Genomic DNA, 18,851 nt, shown 5'->3' on the forward strand with positions numbered 1-18,851 from the left:
CGGGGGTCCGGCCGTGCGCGGTGTGCGCCTCACCGGCTTTTCCCTGAACCGGGAATCGGGTTCCCTCAGCGCGGAGGCGGAGGGCCGGTGCGGTCGCGCTCGGCGAAACGGCCGGACGGGGGAGGTCGAGGTGAGCCGGAACGCAGGGGACGTTACATCCGCTTTGTCGCGCCTGTGACCGGCATACGCGGTGGGTACCGCATGCCCGTGAGAGGTCTAAATTTTCATTTTTTATGAATAGTTATTGACGGCGCTCGAGCTGGAGTGCCAAGGTTTCCTCTGTCTCGGCCGGACCCACCCCCCACCGGTTCCTTACGGAGGTCCCCCTGTGAGTCACCCCATCGTGAGCCGACGCGGCTTCCTCGCCGGTGTCGGCGCGCTCGGCGTCGCGTCCGCTCTGAGCGCGTGCGCGACCAGCACCCCCTCGCCGGCCGCGGGATCCGGCGCGAAGTCCACCGCGCTGCAGCTGAAGTCCCGCGAGACCAGCGACGGCGGACGCAAGGCCATGCAGGCGTTGCTGGATGAGTTCGTCAAGGCGAATCCGCAGTACAAGCCGACGCTCAACACGATGGAGCCGGCCGCCTTCCAGCAGCAGATCCGCGCCGACCTCACCCTGGCCACGCCGCCCGACATGCTCACCTGGTTCGCCGGTGAGATCGCGAGCAACTTCGCCAAGCAGGGGCTGCTCCTCGACGCCACGTCGGCGTTCCCCGCGGACGGTTACAGCAAGCAGTTCGCGGACCTGTCGACGGACGCCTCCGGCAAGAAGATCTTCGTCCCCACCAACTACTACTGGTGGGGCATGTTCTACCGCACGTCCAACTTCGAGAAGTGGGACGTCTCCGAGCCCAAGACCTGGGACGAGTTCATCGCCCTGTGCAAGACCCTGAAGGGCAAGGGCGTCAGCCCGATCGCGCTCCCGCTGGCCGACTCCGCCTGGCTGACCGCGTCGTGGTTCGACTACCTCAACCTGCGCATCAACGGCGCGACCTTCCACCGGGCGCTGCTCGCCGGCCAGGAGGCCTACACCGACCCGCGTGTCGCCAAGGTGCTCGACACCTGGCGCGAGGTCCTGCCGTACCTCGACCCGGACGGCAAGGGCCTGGCCTTCCAGGAGGGTTCGGCGAAGTGGCAGCAGGGCAAGGACGCGATGTTCCTGGCCGGCACGTTCCTCGGCGACGCGACGCCGGCGGACGTCAAGGCCGATGTCAACTTCTTCCAGTTCCCGATCATCGACGCCAACGTGCCCGTCGCGGAGGAGGCGCCGCTGGACGGCTTCATCGCCAGCGCCCGCACCGCGAACCCGGAGGGCGCCACGGCGTTCCTGAAGTACGTCGCCACCCCGCAGGCCCAGGAGCTCTACCTCAAGACGTCCGGGAGCACCCTCATCCCGGCCAACAGCAACGCCAAGTCGCCCGTGTCGACGCCGCTGCTGGAGAAGGGCCGGGCCATGGTGGCCTCGGCGGCCGACGTCACCCAGTTCTTCAACCGCGACTCCAACGACGACCAGTTGAACGCGCTCACCACGGCGCTCGTCCGGTTCATCGACAAGCCCGACGAGGCCGGCGACATCCTCAAGCAGTGGCAGAGCGACTCCGCGAAGGCGCGCGGTAACTGACGATGGCCGCCGTTCCCAAGGCCGTCTCGCGCGGTGGTCCGGGCGCCCTCTCCGTGGGCGTCCGCCGTGGATCCCGTGAGACGCTCGTCCTCCTCGCGTTCGTGCTGATCCCGTTCGGCCTGGAGATGTTCTGGACCTTCTGGCCCGCGCTGAACAGCGTCTACATCTCGCTGACCCAATGGGACGGCATCGCGCCGCCCGTCTTCGTCGGCCTGGACAACTACGCCAGGATGTGGTCGGACGAGACGTTCCGTACGGCACTGCGCAACACCGTCATCTGGCTGGTGTTGTTCGGCGGGCTGTCCGTGCTGGGCGGCCTGGGACTGGCGCTGCTGCTCGACAAGCCGCGAAAGGGGATCGGGGTCTACCGGGCGATCTTCTTCCTGCCGGTCGTGTTCTCCATGGTCGTGACCGCGCTGGTATGGCGGATGATCTTCCAGCCGGATGGTGTGGTCAACGGCCTCCTCGCCGCCGTCGGGCTGGAGGACCAGGCGCGCATCTGGCTCGGCGAACCGGAGACGGCGCTCTACGCCCTCATCGTCCCGGCGCTCTGGCGGCAGGTCGGCTACATCATGGTGCTGTTCCTGGCGGGGCTGAAGACCGTCGACCCCCTGCTGCACGAGGCGGCCAAGGTGGACGGGGCCACCGCCTTCGAGCGGTTCCGCCATGTCACGCTGCCGCAGCTCCGCCCGATCACCACGGTCGTGCTCGCGGTCACCGTGATCGACGCGCTGCGTTCCTTCGACATCGTCTGGGCGCTGACCAAGGGCGGCCCGTACCACTCGTCCGAACTGCTGAGCACCTACCAGTTCTCGACCGGACTGCTCGGATCGCAACTCGGCTACGGCTCGGCCCTCGCCGTGGTGATCTTCCTGCTGACTGTGGGGACGATCGTCGTCTATCTCGTCCGGAGCCTGCGCGATGAGGAGTCCGCATGACGGCCACGAACTCCCGGGTCAGGCCGTGGTTGTTCCACGGGGGGATGTCGATCCTGGCGGCGCTGTGGGTTGTCCCGCTCGCGCTGGTGGTCGTCACCTCGCTGCGAACCTTCGACGACCTCGCCGACGCGGGGCTCGCGAGTGTGCCCAAGGGCCTGACCTTCGACCCCTACCAGCAGGCGCTGGAGTCGGGCGAATGGCACTCGATCGTGAACAGCCTGCTCATCACCGTCCCCGTCGTCATCGTGACGTTGCTGCTCGCGTCGATGGCCGCCTACGGCCTGGCGAGGCACCGCATCCCGTTCCGCAAGACCCTGCTTCTGCTGATGCTCGCCGGCAACCTGCTGCCGGCCCAGCTCCTGCTGATCCCGGTGCTGAAGCTGACCGAGCAGTTCGGGATCTTCGACTCACGGATCGGCATGATCGTCGTGCTCACCGCGGTGGGCCTCGGCTTCTACGTCTTCGTGCTGCACGGCTTCATGCGGGGCATCCCCGAAGAGGTCACACACGCCGCGAAGATCGACGGCGCCACCACCTTCGGCGTGTACCTGCGCATCGTGCTGCCGCTGACCAAGCCGGCCATGGCGGCACTCGGCTCGCTGGCCTTCACCTGGACGTTCAACGACCTCCTGTGGTCGATCACCCTTCTGCGCGACGAGCAGAAGCTGCCGGTGACGCCCGCCATCCTCGGCATGCAGGGGGAGTTCGTCTCCTCCTGGAACGTCATCGCGGCGGCCACCGTGATCGCCGCGATCCCGACCGTGATCGTGTTCCTGCGCTTCCAGCGCTACTTCATCTCGGGACTGCTGATCGGATCCTCCAAATGACACGGCTCGGCGTCTTGGTGGACGGCGGCGGGAGCTCGGTGAAAGATTCCGCATGATCACAGATTCCCCCATACGAGGACGGCGAAATTGAGCGTCTACCCGGGCCGTGGCGTACATGGGCAGGTCGTCGAGGCGATCGGCCGGCGAATCGTCACGGGCCAGGAGGCCCCCGGCTCGACCCTCGACATGGAGGCGCTGGAGATCACCTACGACGTGAGCAAGACGGTCGTGCGTGAGGCGCTGAAGGTGCTCGCCGCGAAGGGACTGGTGGACGCCCGGCCCAAGCGCGGCACCTTCGTGCGCCCCCGCTCCGAGTGGAGCCTGCTCGACCCCGACCTGCTGCGCTGGCAGTTCGAGGACCCCGCGGGCTCCGGGATGCTCGACGACCTGTACGAGGTGCGGATCATCGTGGAGCCTGCGGGGGCCAGGCTCGCGGCGTCGCGCCGTACGGAGGAGGACGTCGCCCGGCTGACGGCCACGCTCGCGGCGGTCAGCCCGGGGGTGGGGGCCAAGGAGATCGTCGAGGCCGACCTGGCCTTCCACCGTCAGCTTCTTGAGGCCTCGCACAACGAACTCCTGATCCGGATGGAGTACATCATCGAGATCGGGCTGCGAGCCCGTGACCTGCTTGTCCACGCAGAAGGGCATCAGGACGACTTCCTGCCGCCGCACCAGGCCGTGCTCGACGCGGTCCGCGACGCCGACGCCGACGGCGCAGAGCGTGCGATGCGGGTCCTGCTGGAGCAGGCGGCCAAGGACGAACAAGAGATCAAGAATCGGGGGTGACGATGAAAATCGTCAGGATCGAGACGTTCCTCGTCCCGCCGCGCTGGTTGTTCTGCCGCGTGGAGACGGACGAGGGCGTCGTCGGCTGGGGCGAGCCAGTCGTGGAAGGCCGTGCGGAGGCGGTGCGCGCGGCCGTGCACGTGCTGGCGGAATACCTGGTCGGGCAGGATCCGCTGCGCATCGAGGACCACTGGCAGGTGATGGCGAACGGCGGCTTCTACCGGGGAGGTCCGGTGCTGTCCAGCGCGTTGGCCGGCCTGGACCAGGCGTTGTGGGACATCGCGGGCAAGGCCTACGGCGCCCCGGTCCACGCGCTGCTCGGCGGCCCGGTCCGCGACCGGGTCCGCATGTACGCCTGGGTCGGCGGCGACGAGCCCGCCGAACTGGCCGAGAGCATCACGGAGAGGATCGAGGCAGGCTTCACCGCGGTGAAGATGAACGCCGCCGGCCGGATGTCCGTCCTCGCGACCGCGGCCGACGTCGCGGCGGTGGTGGACCGGCTGGCACTGGCCAGGCAGGTGCTCGGCCCGGCGCGGGACGTGGCCGTCGACTTCCACGGCCGGGTCTCCGCGGCGGACGCGCGCCGGATCCTGCCGCTCCTCGCCGAATATCACCCGATGTTCGCCGAGGAGCCGATCCTGCCCGACCGGCCGCACCTGCTGCGCGACGTGGTGACCGCGAGCAGCGTTCCCGTCGCCACGGGGGAGCGGCTCTACTCGCGGTGGGACTTCCGGCCCGCTCTGGAGGCCGGGGTCTCCGTGGTGCAGCCCGACCTCTCCCACGCGGGCGGCATCTCCGAGACCCGCAGGATCGCCGCGCTCGCCGAGGTGTGGGACGCCAAGCTCGCCCCGCACTGCCCGCTGGGGCCCATCGCCCTGGCGGCCAGCCTGCAGGTCGCCTTCGCGACGCCGAACTTCCTGATCCAGGAGCACTCGATCGGCATCCACTACAACGAGGGCGCCGACCTGCTCGACTACGTCGCCGACCCCGCCGTCTTCCGTTTCGTGGACGGCCACGCCGCGCGGCCGGAGGCGCCGGGGCTGGGCGTGGAGATCGACGAGGCCGCCGTGCGCCGGGCGGACAGGACCGGGCACGCGTGGCGCAACCCGGTCTGGCGGCACGAGGACGGCGGGCTCGCCGAATGGTGACGGGTGCGGACCTGGCGGCTCCTATCGGCCGCGGAACGGATGGAACGGTGAAGGAACAGAGCTTTCTGGAGACGCTGACCGAGCGGCGCCTGCTCGCGATCGTCCGCGGGACGGACGCGGACGCCGCGCTGCGCACGGTGATCACGCTCGCCGAGGAGGGCGTCGAGCTGATCGAGGTCTCCCTCGTGACCCCCGGCGCGGTGCGGGTGATCCGTGACGCTCGGGCGGCGCTCGGGGAGTCGGCGGGCCTCGGAGCGGGGACGGTGGTCACCGCCGCCGACGCCCGCGCGGCGGCGGACGCGGGCGCGTCCTACCTCGTCACCCCGGCGGTGAGCGAGGCCGTGCGGACCGGTCATGAGCTGGGGCTGCCCGTGCTCGCGGGCGCGCTGACCCCGACCGAGGTGGTGACCGCGCTCAGCGAGGGAGCCACCGCCATCAAGTTGTTCCCGGCCTCCCTCGGGGGAACGCGCCACCTGCGCGCACTGCGCGATCCGTTCCCGCAGGTCCCGTTCGTGCCGGTCGGCGGGGTCGGCGTCGCGGAGGCCCGCGAATACCTGGATGCGGGTGCGGTCGCGGTCGGCGTCGGCTCCCCGCTCGTCGGCGACGCCGCGGCAGGCGGCGGCATCGACGCACTCAAGGAACGGATCAAGAGCTTCCTGGACGCGCTGTGATCGACGTCGTCACCTTCGGCGAGACGATGGCCGCTCTGCGGGCCCGCGACCCCATCAGGCTCGGCGGGACGATGCGCCTGTCGGTTGCGGGGGCCGAGTCCAACGTCGCGATCGGCCTCGCCCGCCTCGGCCACCGGGTCCGGTGGACCGGTCTCGTCGGAGCGGACGAGACGGGCGAGCTCGTGCTCCGCACGCTCCGCGCCGAAGGGGTCGACGTCTCCCACGCGCGCGCCGACGGCCGGGGGCCCACGGGGCTGATCCTGTTCGAGCGGCGGATCGGCGACCTCACCCGGGTCATCTATCACCGGGAGGGGTCGGCCGGCTCGTTCCTGGACACCGCCGACGTGCTGCCCGCGTTCGACCCGCTCCCCAGGCTGCTGCACGTCACCGGCATCACGCCGGCGCTCGGCCCGGGGCCCGCCGCCGCCGTCCGCGCGGCGGTGCGCACAGCCGCGGCCGCGGGTGTGCGCGTCTGCCTCGATGTGAACCATCGCTCGCGCCTGTGGACACGCGACGCGGCCGCCGAGGTCCTGCGCCCGCTGGCGTCCTCGTTGTCGGTGGTCGTCGCGTCCGACGACGAGCTGGAACTGGTCGCGCCCGCCTCGGCGACGACGGAACGCGACCGGGTTTCGGCCCTCCTGGACCTGGGGGTGTCCGAGGTCGTCGTCAAGCGCGGAGCCGAAGGAGCGAGTGGCCACACCCCGGTGGAGACCGTGCACACACCGGCCAGGCGCGTCCAGGTCACGGATCTCGTCGGCGCGGGCGACGCGTTCGTCGCCGGTCACCTGTCCGGCCTGCTCGACGGCCTGGACCTGGCCGGACGCCTCGACCGGGCCGTCACCGCCGGTGCGTTCGCCGTCGCCTCTCCCGGTGACTGGGAGGGACTGCCCACCCGGGCCGAGCTCGGACTGCTCGACGCCCTGCCCGGATCCACGCTGCGCTGAACGAGGTGAGACATGGACGTCTGGTGCCCGGCATCCTGCGAGCTGGGTGAGGGGGCGAGGTGGATCGGCGGGCGGCTGGTCTTCGTCGACATCCTCGCCGGGAGGTTGCTCGCCGCCTCGGCCGACCGGCCGGGGCCGGCTGAGGAACTGGTCACGGTCGGCGTTCCGCTCGGTGCCGTGGCCCCGGTGGCGGGCCGTCCCGGCACCTGGATCGCGGCGGCCGGTCGGGGAGTCGCGCTGCTCGACCAGGCGTCGGGCGCACTGGACTGGATCGACCGGCCGATGCCCGCGACCTCCCGGGTGAACGACGCGGTCTGCGACCCGGCGGGCCGGTTCTGGATGGGCGGCATGCCGTACGACGGGACGCGGGGGGCGGGCGTCCTCTACCGGGTGGACGCGGATCTGACCGTGACGGCCGTGCGGACCGGCCTGACGGTTCCCAACGGACCGGCGTTCACGGCGGACGGCCGGACCATGTACCTCGCCGACAGCGCCGAGGGCCGGATCGACCGCCACCCGGTTGACCCGGTCACCGGCGACCTCGGCGAACCGTCCGTGTTCGCCACGATCGCGGACGGGAGCCCCGACGGGATGACGGTGGACGAGGACGGTCATCTGTGGGTCGCGGTGTGGGGCGGCTCCGCCGTACACCGCTACGCACCCGACGGCCGGCTCGACCTCGTCGTTGCCGTGCCCACTCCCCAGCCGACCAGCGTCTGCCTCATCGGCGGTCGCCTGTTCGTCACCTCCGCCGCGTACGGCCTCGACCCGATTCCGCGGGGCGCGGGCGCGGTCTACGCGATGGACGGCGTCGCGCAGGGCCGGCCGGCGAGCCGCTTTCTGCTCGGCTGACCTTTCCCCGGCGCCGGGCCGGACCTGGGGAACGGTCAGCGGCTCACGCGGGCTCCCCGCAGCAGGCGCATCCTCCGGCACAGCCGTCCTGCGTCTCCACTCCCGCGGCACCCGGTACGGCGCAGCAGGCGTCGCCGCGCCACGCCTCGCGGCCTTCCTTGAGCGCGACGGCCGCGATGACCAGGGCGGCCACGGGGTCGGCCCACGACCAGCCGAACAGGCTGTTCAACGCCAGCCCGACGAGTAGCACGGCGGACAGATAGGTGCACAACAGGGTCTGCTTGGAGTCGGCCACCGCGCTCGCGGAGCCCAGTTCACGTCCGGCCAGGCGCTGTGCCCGGGAGAGCACCGGCATGACCACGAGGGACAGCGCCGCGAGGACCATCCCCGTCGTGGAGTGCGCGGCCTCGCCCGCTCCGAGCAACGCGCGGACGGCGTCGAAGGACACATATGCGGCCAGGGCGAAGAACGACAGGGCGATGATCCGAAGGGCCGCCCGTTCCCGGCGCTCGTGGTCGGCGCCGGAGAACTGCCAGGCCACGGCGAGGGCCGAGGCGACCTCGATGGTCGAGTCGAGCCCGAACCCGACCAGCGCGGCCGAGGAGGCGGCGGTCCCCGCGGTGAGCGCGACCGCGGCCTCGGCCACGTTGTAGGTGATCGTCGCCGCGACGAGCAGGCGGATCCGCCGCGCCAGCGCCAGGCGCCGGGCCGGCGAGGGGCCGATCGAGGCCGCCGTCATGGCGAGGGCCTCGCGTCGTCGTCGCAACATTGCGAGCCGGGCGGGCACTCGTCGTGCTCGACCACCAGCACGAGCGAGGCCAGGTCGGCCAGCGCGCCCGCGAGACGGGGGTCGGCGAGTTCGTAGCGCACGCGCCGGCCGACCGGTGTGGTCGTGACGAGCCCGCAACCGCGCAGGCAGGACAGATGATTGGAGACGTTGCCGCGGGTCAGCTCGAGCCGTTCGGCCAGGTCGGCGGGGAACGCCGGGCCTTCGAGCAGCGTGAGGAGGAGACGGCGCCGGGTGGCGTCGGCGAGCGCGACGCCGACGCGGGCCAGCGCGTCCGCGTCCACGGCGACGCGGGGACCGGGAGAAGTGGCAGGCACCCTCTAACGGTAAACCAGCCACTGAATTCAGTGCAAGCTGAATCGTTGATCCAGGGCGCCGGGGGCCCTTCACGGGAATCCTGACTGAGGTTAGGTTCCCATGGACAAGGTTGGTGGATATCCCGTCATTGGATCCAAAGGAGGACCAATGCGCATCCCCGTAAGCCGCAGGGCCGGCATCGCCACCGCGACCGCCGCGCTCCTGCTCCCTCTGGCGCTCGCCGGGCCGGCCAGTGCCGATCCGGACCCCGCGCAGCTGGCGCGATCGATCTCTGCCCCCGGAGTGAAGCAGCACCTGCAGAAGCTGCAGGCGATAGCCAACGCCAACAACGGCACCCGCGCCGCGGGGACACCGGGATTCGCCGCCTCCCGCGACTATGTGGCGGGGCAGTTGAAGAAGGCCGGCTACAAGGTGACGGTGCAGCCCTTCGAGTTCCCGTTCTACGAGGAGCACTCGACCGCCACTCTGCAGCAGGTCTCTCCGGACGCCAGGACCTACGCCCCCACTCCTCCGGACGGGAGCGCGGTCGGGGAGTTCGCGACCATGACCTACTCGGGGTCCGGCGACGTGACGGGAACCGTGCAGAACGTCGACCTGGTGCTGCCGCCGGCCCCCACGCCGAGCAGCACCTCGGGGTGCGAGTCGGCGGACTTCGCCTCGTTCACCCCCGGCAACATCGCCCTGCTGCAGCGCGGCACCTGCAACTTCCAGGTGAAGGCGGAGAACGCGCAGGCCGCGGGCGCCGCGGGCGCGATCATCTTCAACGAGGGCCAGCCGGGCCGCACCGAGACCCTCCAGGGAACGCTGAGCGCGCCCACGGTCACGATCCCCGTGGTCGGCGTCGGCTTCACCATCGGAGAGGACCTCTCGAGCCCGGCCGGAACCGTGGTGCGCATCGAGACCGACACCACGAGCGAGATCCGCACCACCCAGAACGTCATCGCCGACTCCAAGTGGGGCGACCCGAACAAGGTGGTCCAGCTCGGCGCCCACCTGGACAGCGTCCTCGCCGGCCCGGGGATCAACGACAACGGCTCGGGCAGCGCGGCGATCCTCGAGGTGGCGGAGACCCTCGGCAAGATCCCGACCAGGAACAAGCTGCGCTTCTCGTTCTGGAGCGCGGAGGAACTGGGTCTGCTCGGCTCCGATCACTATGTCGCGAGCCTGTCCCCCGCGGACGCGGCCAAGATCAAGCTGTACCTCAACTTCGACATGGTCGGCTCGCCGAACTACGCGCTCAAGATCTACGACGGGGACGACTCCGACGCCACGGGCTCGCCCGCGGGTCCCGCCGGCTCCGACGAGATCGAGAAGCTCTTCGAGAAGTACTTCAACACCCTCCGGCAGGGCCACGTGGGCACCGACTTCGACGGGCGCTCCGACTACGGGCCGTTCATCGCCGTGGGCATTCCCTCGGGCGGCCTGTTCACGGGAGCCGAGGGGATCAAGACGCCCGAGGAGCAGGCACTGTTCGGCGGGACGGCGGGCGCGGCCTACGACGCCTGCTACCACCAGGCGTGCGACACCATCGCCAACATCAACGACAAGGCGCTCGCGCTGAACACCGGCGCCATCGTCACGGCGGCGGTCGTCTACGCGTTCAGCGGCAACCTGCCCGGACCTGACGTACGGCCCGCCGCCGCGGCGGCGCGTGCCAAGGGCGCTCAGGTGTCGGGCGTGCAGGTGGCCGGAGGGCTCGCCCGGTAAGCCACCCGATAACCGGTTCGGTAGTCTCTGCGCGTCACGTGGTCATGCGTTTTCCCCGAGCGCATGACCACGTTCGCGTCGCTCACTCCGTGACGGACCGCTCGGGAACCGGAGTGAAGCCGTCGTCGTCGAGCACGTGCACGCGTGCCGTACCGATGTCGAAGTAGAGGCCGGTCAGCTCGAGCCGTCCCGATCGGACGAGGTCGTCGACCAGCGGATGGGTGCGCAGGTTGTCCAACTGCTGGATCACGTTGATCCGGCAGAGCTTGTCGAGCCGGCTCCCGCCGGACGCCCCGTCTGGGCCTGGCGGCTCCTCTGCCGCCTCTGACTCCTCGAAGGACCGGAAACGATCCAGGCTGAGTGTCCCGTGACGCAGCCAGCCGCGAAGCCCGGGGAGGTCGGGCGTCTTGCCCAGCAGCGCGGCCATCGCACCGCATCCCGAGTGCCCGCACACGGTGATCGTCTGCACCTCCAGCACGCCCACGGCGTACTCGATCGCGGCGGTGACCGACTCGTCGGGCGGGGCGCTCGCGGCGCGGGGCACCAGGTTCCCGATGTTGCGCGCGGTGAACAGGTCTCCGGGTCCGCTGGAGGTGATGAGGTTCGGCACGACCCGCGAGTCCGCGCAGGTGATGAACAGGTGAGAGGGTGCCTGGTCGCGGGACATCCCGTGCAGGAGCGGGCGCATGAGCGGCGCCGTCCGCCGCTGGAACTCCCGTGCGCCTTCGATCAGGCCGGGCAGCGCCGCGCCGTCCGCCCGCTCGACGTCGGTCGACGGCGCCGCGTCGTGGACGCCCGCGCCGTACGCGTGTCCGGACTCCGGCGGAGCGCTGGACGGCCAAGCGGGGTCGAGGCGGCCGCGACGGTGGGCCCAGGGCAGCCACCACTGGTCGTGGCGCATGTGCGTCTTCCCCTGCGACGTCCGTGTGCCGCTGACCGCATTGACGTACCACTCGCTGTGCACCTCGTCGACGTCGACGGTGCCGCCGCCGCGCTCGTGCTCCAGCCGCCATGCCTGTAGCGCCTCGAAGGCGGCGTTGTCCATGAAGTCGATGTTGAGGTCGAGGTCGACGGCCGCTCCGGTGGGGACCGCGGCCAGCGACCTGGTCAGCCGGGGCACGGCGAGGAACGTGAGCGAGCCGTCGACGGCGACCCTCCAGCGTCCGTCGGCTTCCCGCACCCGCACCGAGACCCTCGTGAGCCGCAGGAGTGCGAGCAGCGCCGCCAGTGCGAGGCCGATGGCGACGCCTTCCGCCAGCCCGATCACCACGACGCCGGCCATCGTCACGAAGTAGATCGGCATCTCCCGATGGTTGCGGAGGTTGCGCGCGTGGCCGAGGTTGACCATCTGAACGCCGATGAACATCAGCAGCGCGGCGAGGGCCTCCATCGGGATGAGCCCGATCATCCAGCCGAATGCCACGACGAACACCAGGATCCAGACGCCGTGCAAGACCGTCGACCAGCGGCTGCGCGCTCCCGCCCGGACGTTGGTGGTCGTCCGGACGACCACGCCGGCCACGGGGAGCCCGCCGCACGCGCCGGAGATGACGTTGGCCACGCCCTGCGCGGTGAGCTCCCTGTCGAGGTTCGCCCTCGGTCCGGAGTGCATCCGGTCGGACGCGACACAGGTGAGCAACGACTCAACGCCCGCGAGGAGGGCGACGAGCAGGACGGCCGAGACGATGGCGAACCACTCGCCCTGCGGCAGCAGCGGATGCTGGAGCGAGGAGAAGCCGCCGGAGAGGTCGATCTTGGTCAGGCAGCCGAGCATGGCGGCGGGCACCGCGGCTATCAGCAGCGCCGCCAGCGGGGCGGGCACGACGCGGACCTTCGGCAGCCGTCTCCACACCAGCAGGACACCCACCGTGAGCAGGCCGATCAGGACGGCGTGGCCGTGGTGGTCGGCGATCTGCGCCGGCAGGGTGAGGACGTTCTCCATGGCGGAGCTCTGGGGTTTGCCGCCCAGCACGATGTGCACCTGGGACAACGCGATCACGATTCCCACTCCGGCGAGCATGCCGTGGACGACCGCCGGGGAGACGCCCAGCGCCGCCCTCGCCACGCGGACCAGGCCGAGCAGGAGTTGCAACAGTCCGGCGAGCAACGTGATCATGCAGGTCGCCCGCCAGCCGAACTTGTGGACCAGTTCGGCCACGATCAGCGCGAGCCCCGCCGCGGGCCCGCTGACCTGGACGACCGATCCACCCAAGGCGCCCGCGACCACTCCGCCGATGACCGCGGCCACGAGGCCGGCCGCGATGGGCGCTCCGGACGCGACCGAGATGCCCAGCGACAGCGGAACCGCGACGAGGAACACCACGAGCGACGCGGGAACGTCATTCCGCAACACGGACAACAAGTAGCTCTTTGGATTTACTCCGACACAGTGGGTCACTGAATGAACTTACGACACAGATCACCAGGAATTTCGCAAGCCATGGAGAAGGGACAGGTAAGAGATCACATCGGCTTCCGCTCCCCGGCGAGCGCGGCTGACGGCGTTGACGGCGCGCCCTGTGGGCCCATCCGGGCGCGTCCGCCCGCCCTCTCCGGTGCCCTTCGCGACGTCCTGACCCGCCGGGCGGTCAGGCCTCCGTGCACGCCGGGTCGTTGGGCGAGGTCCTGACCCGGGAGAGGAGCCGGCGCAACTGGGCGACCTGTTCGTCGTCGAGATCGGCGAACAGGTCGCGCTCCACGGCCGCGATCGCGTCCTCGGCCACGGTCGTGGCCGTTCTTCCCGCCGGTGTGATCTCCACGATGTGGCGCCGCCGGTCGGCGGGGTCGCGACGGCGTTCGACGAGCCCGGCGCGCTCGAGTTCGTTGAGGATCGCGACCAGGACGCTGGGGTCGACCTCGAGGGCCTCCAGGAGTGCCTGCTGGCTCATCTGTCCGGCGCTCGCCAGGTTCATCAGCACGATCCCCTGGCGCGACGTGAGCCCGTTGACGCCGAGTGCGTCACGGATGCGGAGGTTGGTGATCCCTCCGTGCCGGGCCAGCAGCAACCCGAGCCGGTCGGTGCCGCTCGTCCCCGTCGGGAGGTCCTCGAGTGCCATGACCGTATGCTAACAGACTGTCAATGATCGATGGAATGCAAATAGTTGAAGCACTTCAACGATCTGGTACGGTCAACGGCATGACTCAACGCAAGGTCTCGCCGGGGGCGCCCGGGGAGCATCTGGTGCGCGAGCTCGCCTGGGTTCACGGCATGGTTCGGCGGGATCTCCGGACCGTGCAGGAGCTCGCCGCCCGGGTCGCCTCCGGCGCCTCGTCCACGCACATCACGACGACGATCCGTTCCCTGCAGACGCGGGGGCCGTTGTGGCAGTTGCGCGTCAACTGCCTGCAGTACTGCCAGTTCGTCCATCACCATCACGAGTCCGAGAGCGCGATGTTGTTCCCCGCCCTGCGCCGGGCCGACCCCACTCTCGGGCGGACGGTGGACCGCCTGGAGTCCGACCACAAGAAGGTGGCCGTCCTCCTGGACACGGTCGAGGACTTGGCGAAGGCGCTCGGCGACGGTCAGAACGCCGACACCCGGCGGGCACTGATCGGCGCGCTCACCGACCTGGCCACACACCTGCTGGAGCATCTCGACTTCGAGGAGAAGTCGATCAACCCGACGTTGCGGAAGTGGAGAAAGTGGCCATGGCAGTGAACGGTTCCCGCCCGCCTGTGCTGTTCGGTGTGTCGGTCACGCCCGACGCCGCGGCCATCGACGAGATCACGAACCTCACCCGGATCGCGGACGCCGCCGGGCTCGACCTCGTGGCCATCCAGGATCATCCGTACCAGCCGGGGTTCCTCGACACCTGGACACTGATCACCCATCTGGCCGCCAGGACGGAGCGGATCAGGTTCTTCCCCGACGTCGCCGACCTGGCGCTGCGACCGCCGGCGATGCTCGCCAAGGCCGCCGCCTCGCTCGACCTGCTCAGTGGCGGCAGGATCGAGCTCGGCGTGGGCGCGGGGGCGTTCGCGGACGCCATCGCCGGGATGGGCGGCCCGTCGCGGACTCCCGCCGGGAACGTCGAGGCCACGCAGGAGGCCCTGCAGATCATCAAGGCGGCCTGGGGGGCTCGCCCGTTCGCCATTCTCGGCGACCACCACCGGATCCGGGGGTACCAGCCCGGACCCCCGCCGAGCCGTGAGATCGGCCTGTGGGTGGGCGCGCAGAAGCCGCGGATGCTCCGGCTCATCGGTCACCTGGCCGACGGATGGGTGTGCCCGCTGAACATCTACATCTCGCCCGACGAGGTGCCGCCGCTGCAGGAGGTCATCGACGAGGCGGCGTCGGACGCCGGTCGCGACCCGAACCGGATCCGCCGGATCTACAACGTGCTCGGCGGGATCGGGCCCGAGACCGGTGGTCAGGGGCTGAACGGCCCCGTCGAGATGTGGGCCGAAACCCTGGCCGACTGGGCCACCCGGCTGCGCTTCGACACGTTCGTCTTCTGGCCCACGGACGCGCCGGCCACACAGTTCCGCCTGTTCGCCGAGGAGGTCGTGCCGAGGGTCCGCGCCCTGCTCGACGCGGGCTGAGGCCGGCGGTCAAGGCTGTCGGTGCGGGCTGTTAGCGTCCGGCCCATGAAGCGACAAGTGCCGTACACCGCTGACGAGAAGCAGAGCATGCACGTCAGTCTCGACCGTCACCGCGACGTGGTGGTCTGGAAGTTGCGAGGCCTCGATGACGAGCAGTTGCGGCGGCCGATGACCCCGTCGGGGACGAACCTGCTCGGACTCGTCAAACACCTGGCCAGTGTGGAGTACGGCTGGTTCTGCGAGACCTTCGGCCGTGAGACCGAGCCGCTCCCGTTCGACGAGGACGACGAGGACGCCGACTTGCGCGTGCTGGCGCATGAGACGACCGAGCAGATCCTGGCGTTCTACGAACGGGCGCGGGTGGCGGCGGACAAGGTCATCGAGGAGGTCGAGATCGACGGCGTCGGCACGGCGTGGCACGGCGCCACGGTGTCGATGCGCTGGGTGCTCATCCACATGATCGAGGAGACGGCCCGGCACGCCGGCCACATGGACATCCTGCGGGAGTTGATCGACGGAGCCACCGGCGATCATCTCGAGGGCGCCACGGCGTAGGGGAGCGCCCGCGCCGGAGGCTCAGACCGTGGTGGCCTGGTCGGGCTCGGTGCCTCCCCAGGGGGCGCTCCAGTCGATGTCCTGTCCGTCGATCCGGACCGTCGGAGTGCCCTGCACCGCGTCCCGCAAGGCCGCCCTGGACATCTCGTCGGCCTTGTCGGAGGTGTCCTCGGACGAGAGGCAGTCCGCGAAGTCGGCCGAGGGGACGCCGGTCTTCTCCGCGAGGGCCACCAGATCGGCAATGGCGAACCCGCCGTCCTGCGTCTCCTCCGGCTGACCGGCGTACAGGGCGTCGTGGTAGGCCAGCCACTTCTCCGGGTCGGTGACGCACAACGAGGCCGACAGCGCCCGATGCGAGTTCTCGTGCATCGGCGACTCGCTGAAGATCGTCATGGGATGGATGAGCAACGCGATCTCTCCGCGGAGCACGGCCTGCCTGGCCACCTTGCCGTTCCCCCGCTCGAACTCCTGGCACACGGGGCACTGGAAGTCCTCGTAGACCTCGAGAACAGGGCGCACCACGCCGGGCCGGGCCACCATGACGCTGCCGTCCGGACGCAGGGTGACCAACTGCTCGATCGCGTCGGCGCGCGCCGGAGCGGTGGGCTCCTGCGGGGACAGGTTGGCCACCAGGGACACCACGATGACCGCCAGGGCGACGAGCATGGCCGAGTACCTGCGTGTTCTACTCCGGCTCGGCGGGACATCCACAGAGTTCACGACCGGCTGCCTCTCCCTAATGTTCGTTCGCAAGGCACCCTAATGGGACATCGGTCGTCGTCCGCGCCCGGCCTCGGCGTCCTTCGAGGACCGGATAGGAACCCTGACCCCTTTGTCGTCTTAACTGCGCTTATATCCTCGAAAATACGGATGATCCGCCACTGCGCATCGGCGATCGAGGGCGGTGTGACCGATGACGAATCCGGCGATGGAGACGATGAAGCGGACGACTCGGCTGCGGGAGTTGCTGAGCGCGCCTGAGATCCTGGTCGCGCCCGGCGCCTACGACGGGACCGGTGCCCGGATCGCCCGATCTCTCGGCTTCAAGGCGATCTATCTCAGCGGTTTCGAGACCTCCGCCAGCCTGCTGGGAGCGCCCGACGTCGGCTACCTGACGATGACGCAGATGGCCATGCGGGTCTCCGCCATCTGCGACGCCGTCGACCTGCCGCTCATCGCGGACGGTGACACGGGCTACGGCAATCCGTTGAACGTCCGCCGGGCTGTCGGCGCGTACGAGAAGGCGGGCGCGGCGGGCATGCACATCGAGGACCAGACCTTCCCCAAACGCTGCGGCCACATGCTCGGACGGCAGGTGATCCCGGTGAGCCGGATGGTCGAGAAGGTCAAGGCGGCGGTCGACGCGCGCACCGACCCCGACTTCCTGATCATCGCCCGCACCGACGCGCGCACGACGATGGGGCTCGACGAGGCACTCGACCGGGGCGCCGCCTATCACGAGGCCGGTGCGGACATGTTGTTCATCGAGTCCCCCGAGAGCGAGGACGAGATGCGGCGCGTCTGCGCGGCCTTCCGCGGCACGGTTCCCGTGCTCAGCAACCAGATAGAGGGCGGCCGCACGCCGATGCCGGGCGTCCGCGCGCTTGAGGAGATGGGTTACGCGCTCGCGCTCTTCTCGCTCGGCACGGCCTTCGCCGCAGCGAAGGGGCTGAGGACCTATCTGGAGGAACTCGCGGCCAAGGGCGACACGCGTGGCGTGCTCGACGACATGATCCTTTTCGAGGATTTCAACGAGCTGATCGGTCTCGGCGAACACACGGAACTCGAGAAGCGGTACGAAGAACACGACTGAGCCGCGCCCGCACGGCCGTATGGCGTCAGGGCCGCGGGACGTGCGGGGAGGCGCCGACGCGTCGGAGGACCGCCCGCCGGAAGTTCGGGCACCGGGTGAAGTCGTCGTGGTCGCAGTCCAGGGCGTGATCGATGAGGTCCATCGACGCCTGTGCCTCGTCGATCCTGCGGGCGAGATCCGAACGATGCCGGTGGAGCACCTCACGCCGGGCGGCCGGATCAGGGGTGTCGATCATCTCCCGGATGTCGCCCAGACCGAATCCGGCCTCCTTGGCCCGAAGGATTGTCGCGACCCGGTAGAGATCGTCCGGGCCGTAGCGTCGCCTGTCCCCGCCCACCCGGACGGGCGACAGCAGGCCCATCGACTCCCAATGGCGCAACACATGGGTGGCGAGGCCGAAACGCGCCGCGACGTCGCCGATGGTCATGAGCGCGCTTGACTTCATGTCGACATTAAGTTCCATCCTGGCGTGCATGGTCAAGAACTCTGAAGCAGACGTGACGGCCGCCGGTCCGGCAGAGACGCTCGTCGGAATGCTCGACGCGATCGACACGATGCCCGCGGCCGCCGCGCTGCGTGCCAGGTCCTACGAGCTCCTCGGCACGGGATCACCCATCGCCGACGTGGGGTGCGGGCCCGGCCGGGCCGTCGCCGAGCTCAACGAGCGGGGCAGGCGCGCGATCGGTGTCGACATGAACCCGGAGATGATCGCGATCGCCCGCCGCCGGTGGCCGGACGCCGACTTCCGTACGGGCGACGCCGGTGCTCTGCCCTTCGAGGACGGCGAGGTCGCGGGCTACCGGGCGGAGAAGGTGTTCCACGAGATCGGCGACCCGGCCCGAGCGCTGGAGGAGGCCCGGCGCGTTCTCACCCCCGGTGGGCACGTCGTCTTGATAGGGCAGGACTGGGACGCCCTCGTCATCGACTCCGCCGATCCCGCGCTGACCCGGACCATCGTCCACGCGCGCGCCGACCTGGTGCCCAGTCCGCGTGCCGCCCGCGGGTATCGCAACCTGCTGCGAGATGCGGGTTTCGAGGACGTGCACGCCGAGGCGCACATCGGCGTGTTCACTGGGGAGCTCATGCTTCCCCTGCTGGCAGGCCTCGCGCGCGCCGTACACGAGTCGGGCGTCATCACGCGAAAGCAGCGGGACGCATGGATCGCGGAGCAGGCGGACCGCGCCCGCTTCGACCGGCTGTTCCTCGCCTTCCCCGTGTTCCTCGCTTTCGGGCGCCGCCCCTGACGGCGTCATCACGATGGGCGGCCCGGTCGCCGCCTGCCTCTTCATGGTCCTTCCGAAAGTCTCCTGAAGGTCCCGACCGGAAATCGGCGCTTCGCCGGAGC

Annotated in this window: 20 protein-coding genes; 14 read left to right on the forward strand and 6 right to left on the reverse strand. The window is 70.0% G+C overall.

Features of this window, described 5'->3' with window-relative positions:
* The first annotated feature begins 328 nt into the window (after positions 1 to 328).
* The 8 genes from Pmi06nite_RS35420 to Pmi06nite_RS35455 all read left to right on the forward strand — a co-directional run bounded on the left by Pmi06nite_RS35420 (position 329) and on the right by Pmi06nite_RS35455 (position 7,784).
* On the forward strand, positions 329 to 1,618 hold the full coding sequence (locus Pmi06nite_RS35420) for an ABC transporter substrate-binding protein (protein ID WP_203957568.1): 1,290 nt from the start codon (positions 329 to 331) through the stop codon (positions 1,616 to 1,618).
* Between the two features lie 2 nt (positions 1,619 to 1,620).
* Positions 1,621 to 2,556 carry a carbohydrate ABC transporter permease gene (locus tag Pmi06nite_RS35425; RefSeq protein ID WP_203957569.1) on the forward strand — a complete coding sequence of 312 codons (936 nt, stop codon included), beginning with the start codon at positions 1,621 to 1,623 and terminating at the stop codon, positions 2,554 to 2,556.
* Positions 2,553 to 3,383 carry a carbohydrate ABC transporter permease gene (locus tag Pmi06nite_RS35430; RefSeq protein ID WP_203957570.1) on the forward strand — a complete coding sequence of 277 codons (831 nt, stop codon included), beginning with the start codon at positions 2,553 to 2,555 and terminating at the stop codon, positions 3,381 to 3,383. The genes Pmi06nite_RS35425 and Pmi06nite_RS35430 overlap by 4 nt, the downstream gene beginning before the upstream one ends.
* An 87-nt stretch (positions 3,384 to 3,470) precedes the next feature.
* Positions 3,471 to 4,169 carry a FadR/GntR family transcriptional regulator gene (locus Pmi06nite_RS35435; protein WP_203957571.1) on the forward strand — a complete coding sequence of 233 codons (699 nt, stop codon included), beginning with the start codon at positions 3,471 to 3,473 and terminating at the stop codon, positions 4,167 to 4,169.
* A gap of 2 nt (positions 4,170 to 4,171) precedes the next feature.
* The gene (gene dgoD, locus Pmi06nite_RS35440; RefSeq protein WP_203957572.1) at positions 4,172 to 5,317 is read left to right on the forward strand and encodes a galactonate dehydratase; all 1,146 of its coding nucleotides are present in this window, start codon (positions 4,172 to 4,174) and stop codon (positions 5,315 to 5,317) included.
* 47 nt (positions 5,318 to 5,364) lie between these two features.
* Entirely contained in the window at positions 5,365 to 5,988 is a 624-nt protein-coding gene (locus Pmi06nite_RS35445) for a bifunctional 4-hydroxy-2-oxoglutarate aldolase/2-dehydro-3-deoxy-phosphogluconate aldolase (RefSeq protein ID WP_239114423.1), read from the forward strand.
* Positions 5,985 to 6,932 carry a sugar kinase gene (locus tag Pmi06nite_RS35450; RefSeq protein ID WP_239114424.1) on the forward strand — a complete coding sequence of 316 codons (948 nt, stop codon included), beginning with the start codon at positions 5,985 to 5,987 and terminating at the stop codon, positions 6,930 to 6,932. Before Pmi06nite_RS35445 ends, Pmi06nite_RS35450 begins: the two co-directional genes overlap by 4 nt.
* Before the next feature lie 12 nt (positions 6,933 to 6,944).
* Positions 6,945 to 7,784 (forward strand): SMP-30/gluconolactonase/LRE family protein, encoded by an 840-nt coding sequence (locus Pmi06nite_RS35455; RefSeq protein ID WP_203957574.1) that lies wholly within the window; start codon positions 6,945 to 6,947, stop codon positions 7,782 to 7,784.
* Between the two features lie 43 nt (positions 7,785 to 7,827).
* Here the strand turns inward: Pmi06nite_RS35455 and Pmi06nite_RS35460 are convergent, their stop codons facing one another.
* On the reverse strand, positions 7,828 to 8,523 hold the full coding sequence (locus tag Pmi06nite_RS35460; protein WP_203957575.1) for a cation efflux transmembrane domain-containing protein: 696 nt from the start codon (positions 8,521 to 8,523) through the stop codon (positions 7,828 to 7,830).
* Complete coding sequence (locus Pmi06nite_RS35465; RefSeq protein ID WP_239114425.1) at positions 8,520 to 8,888, reverse strand: ArsR/SmtB family transcription factor; 369 nt, start codon at positions 8,886 to 8,888, stop codon at positions 8,520 to 8,522. The genes Pmi06nite_RS35460 and Pmi06nite_RS35465 overlap by 4 nt, the downstream gene beginning before the upstream one ends.
* A gap of 148 nt (positions 8,889 to 9,036) precedes the next feature.
* Here Pmi06nite_RS35465 and Pmi06nite_RS35470 point away from each other — a divergent pair, with 148 nt between their 5' ends.
* On the forward strand, positions 9,037 to 10,596 hold the full coding sequence (locus Pmi06nite_RS35470; protein WP_203957576.1) for a M28 family metallopeptidase: 1,560 nt from the start codon (positions 9,037 to 9,039) through the stop codon (positions 10,594 to 10,596).
* Positions 10,597 to 10,678: 82 nt separating this feature from the next.
* Here Pmi06nite_RS35470 and Pmi06nite_RS35475 read toward each other — a convergent pair whose 3' ends face one another.
* Complete coding sequence (locus tag Pmi06nite_RS35475) at positions 10,679 to 12,949, reverse strand: SulP family inorganic anion transporter (protein ID WP_239114426.1); 2,271 nt, start codon at positions 12,947 to 12,949, stop codon at positions 10,679 to 10,681.
* 235 nt (positions 12,950 to 13,184) lie between these two features.
* Complete coding sequence (locus Pmi06nite_RS35480) at positions 13,185 to 13,652, reverse strand: MarR family winged helix-turn-helix transcriptional regulator (RefSeq protein WP_203957578.1); 468 nt, start codon at positions 13,650 to 13,652, stop codon at positions 13,185 to 13,187.
* A gap of 80 nt (positions 13,653 to 13,732) precedes the next feature.
* Here Pmi06nite_RS35480 and Pmi06nite_RS35485 point away from each other — a divergent pair, with 80 nt between their 5' ends.
* The 3 genes from Pmi06nite_RS35485 to Pmi06nite_RS35495 are packed head-to-tail and all read left to right on the forward strand — an operon-like array spanning position 13,733 to position 15,693.
* Entirely contained in the window at positions 13,733 to 14,254 is a 522-nt protein-coding gene (locus tag Pmi06nite_RS35485) for a hemerythrin domain-containing protein (protein ID WP_203957579.1), read from the forward strand.
* Entirely contained in the window at positions 14,245 to 15,138 is an 894-nt protein-coding gene (locus Pmi06nite_RS35490) for an LLM class flavin-dependent oxidoreductase (RefSeq protein WP_203957580.1), read from the forward strand. The genes Pmi06nite_RS35485 and Pmi06nite_RS35490 overlap by 10 nt, the downstream gene beginning before the upstream one ends.
* 45 nt (positions 15,139 to 15,183) lie before the next feature.
* Complete coding sequence (locus Pmi06nite_RS35495; RefSeq protein ID WP_203957581.1) at positions 15,184 to 15,693, forward strand: DinB family protein; 510 nt, start codon at positions 15,184 to 15,186, stop codon at positions 15,691 to 15,693.
* 21 nt (positions 15,694 to 15,714) lie between these two features.
* Here Pmi06nite_RS35495 and Pmi06nite_RS35500 read toward each other — a convergent pair whose 3' ends face one another.
* Positions 15,715 to 16,413, reverse strand: coding sequence for a DsbA family protein (locus Pmi06nite_RS35500; RefSeq protein WP_203957582.1), 699 nt, complete (start codon positions 16,411 to 16,413; stop codon positions 15,715 to 15,717).
* Between the two features lie 193 nt (positions 16,414 to 16,606).
* Between Pmi06nite_RS35500 and Pmi06nite_RS35505 the strand changes: the two genes are divergently transcribed.
* Complete coding sequence (locus Pmi06nite_RS35505; protein ID WP_203957583.1) at positions 16,607 to 17,506, forward strand: isocitrate lyase/PEP mutase family protein; 900 nt, start codon at positions 16,607 to 16,609, stop codon at positions 17,504 to 17,506.
* 25 nt (positions 17,507 to 17,531) lie between these two features.
* Here the strand turns inward: Pmi06nite_RS35505 and Pmi06nite_RS35510 are convergent, their stop codons facing one another.
* Entirely contained in the window at positions 17,532 to 17,951 is a 420-nt protein-coding gene (locus Pmi06nite_RS35510) for a helix-turn-helix domain-containing protein (protein WP_203957584.1), read from the reverse strand.
* A 28-nt stretch (positions 17,952 to 17,979) separates the two neighbouring features.
* Between Pmi06nite_RS35510 and Pmi06nite_RS35515 the strand changes: the two genes are divergently transcribed.
* Complete coding sequence (locus tag Pmi06nite_RS35515; protein WP_203957585.1) at positions 17,980 to 18,750, forward strand: methyltransferase domain-containing protein; 771 nt, start codon at positions 17,980 to 17,982, stop codon at positions 18,748 to 18,750.
* Positions 18,751 to 18,851 lie beyond the last annotated feature (101 nt).

Origin of the sequence: Planotetraspora mira (assembly GCF_016863275.1) — a bacterium.
GTDB classification, from domain to species: domain Bacteria; phylum Actinomycetota; class Actinomycetes; order Streptosporangiales; family Streptosporangiaceae; genus Planotetraspora; species Planotetraspora mira.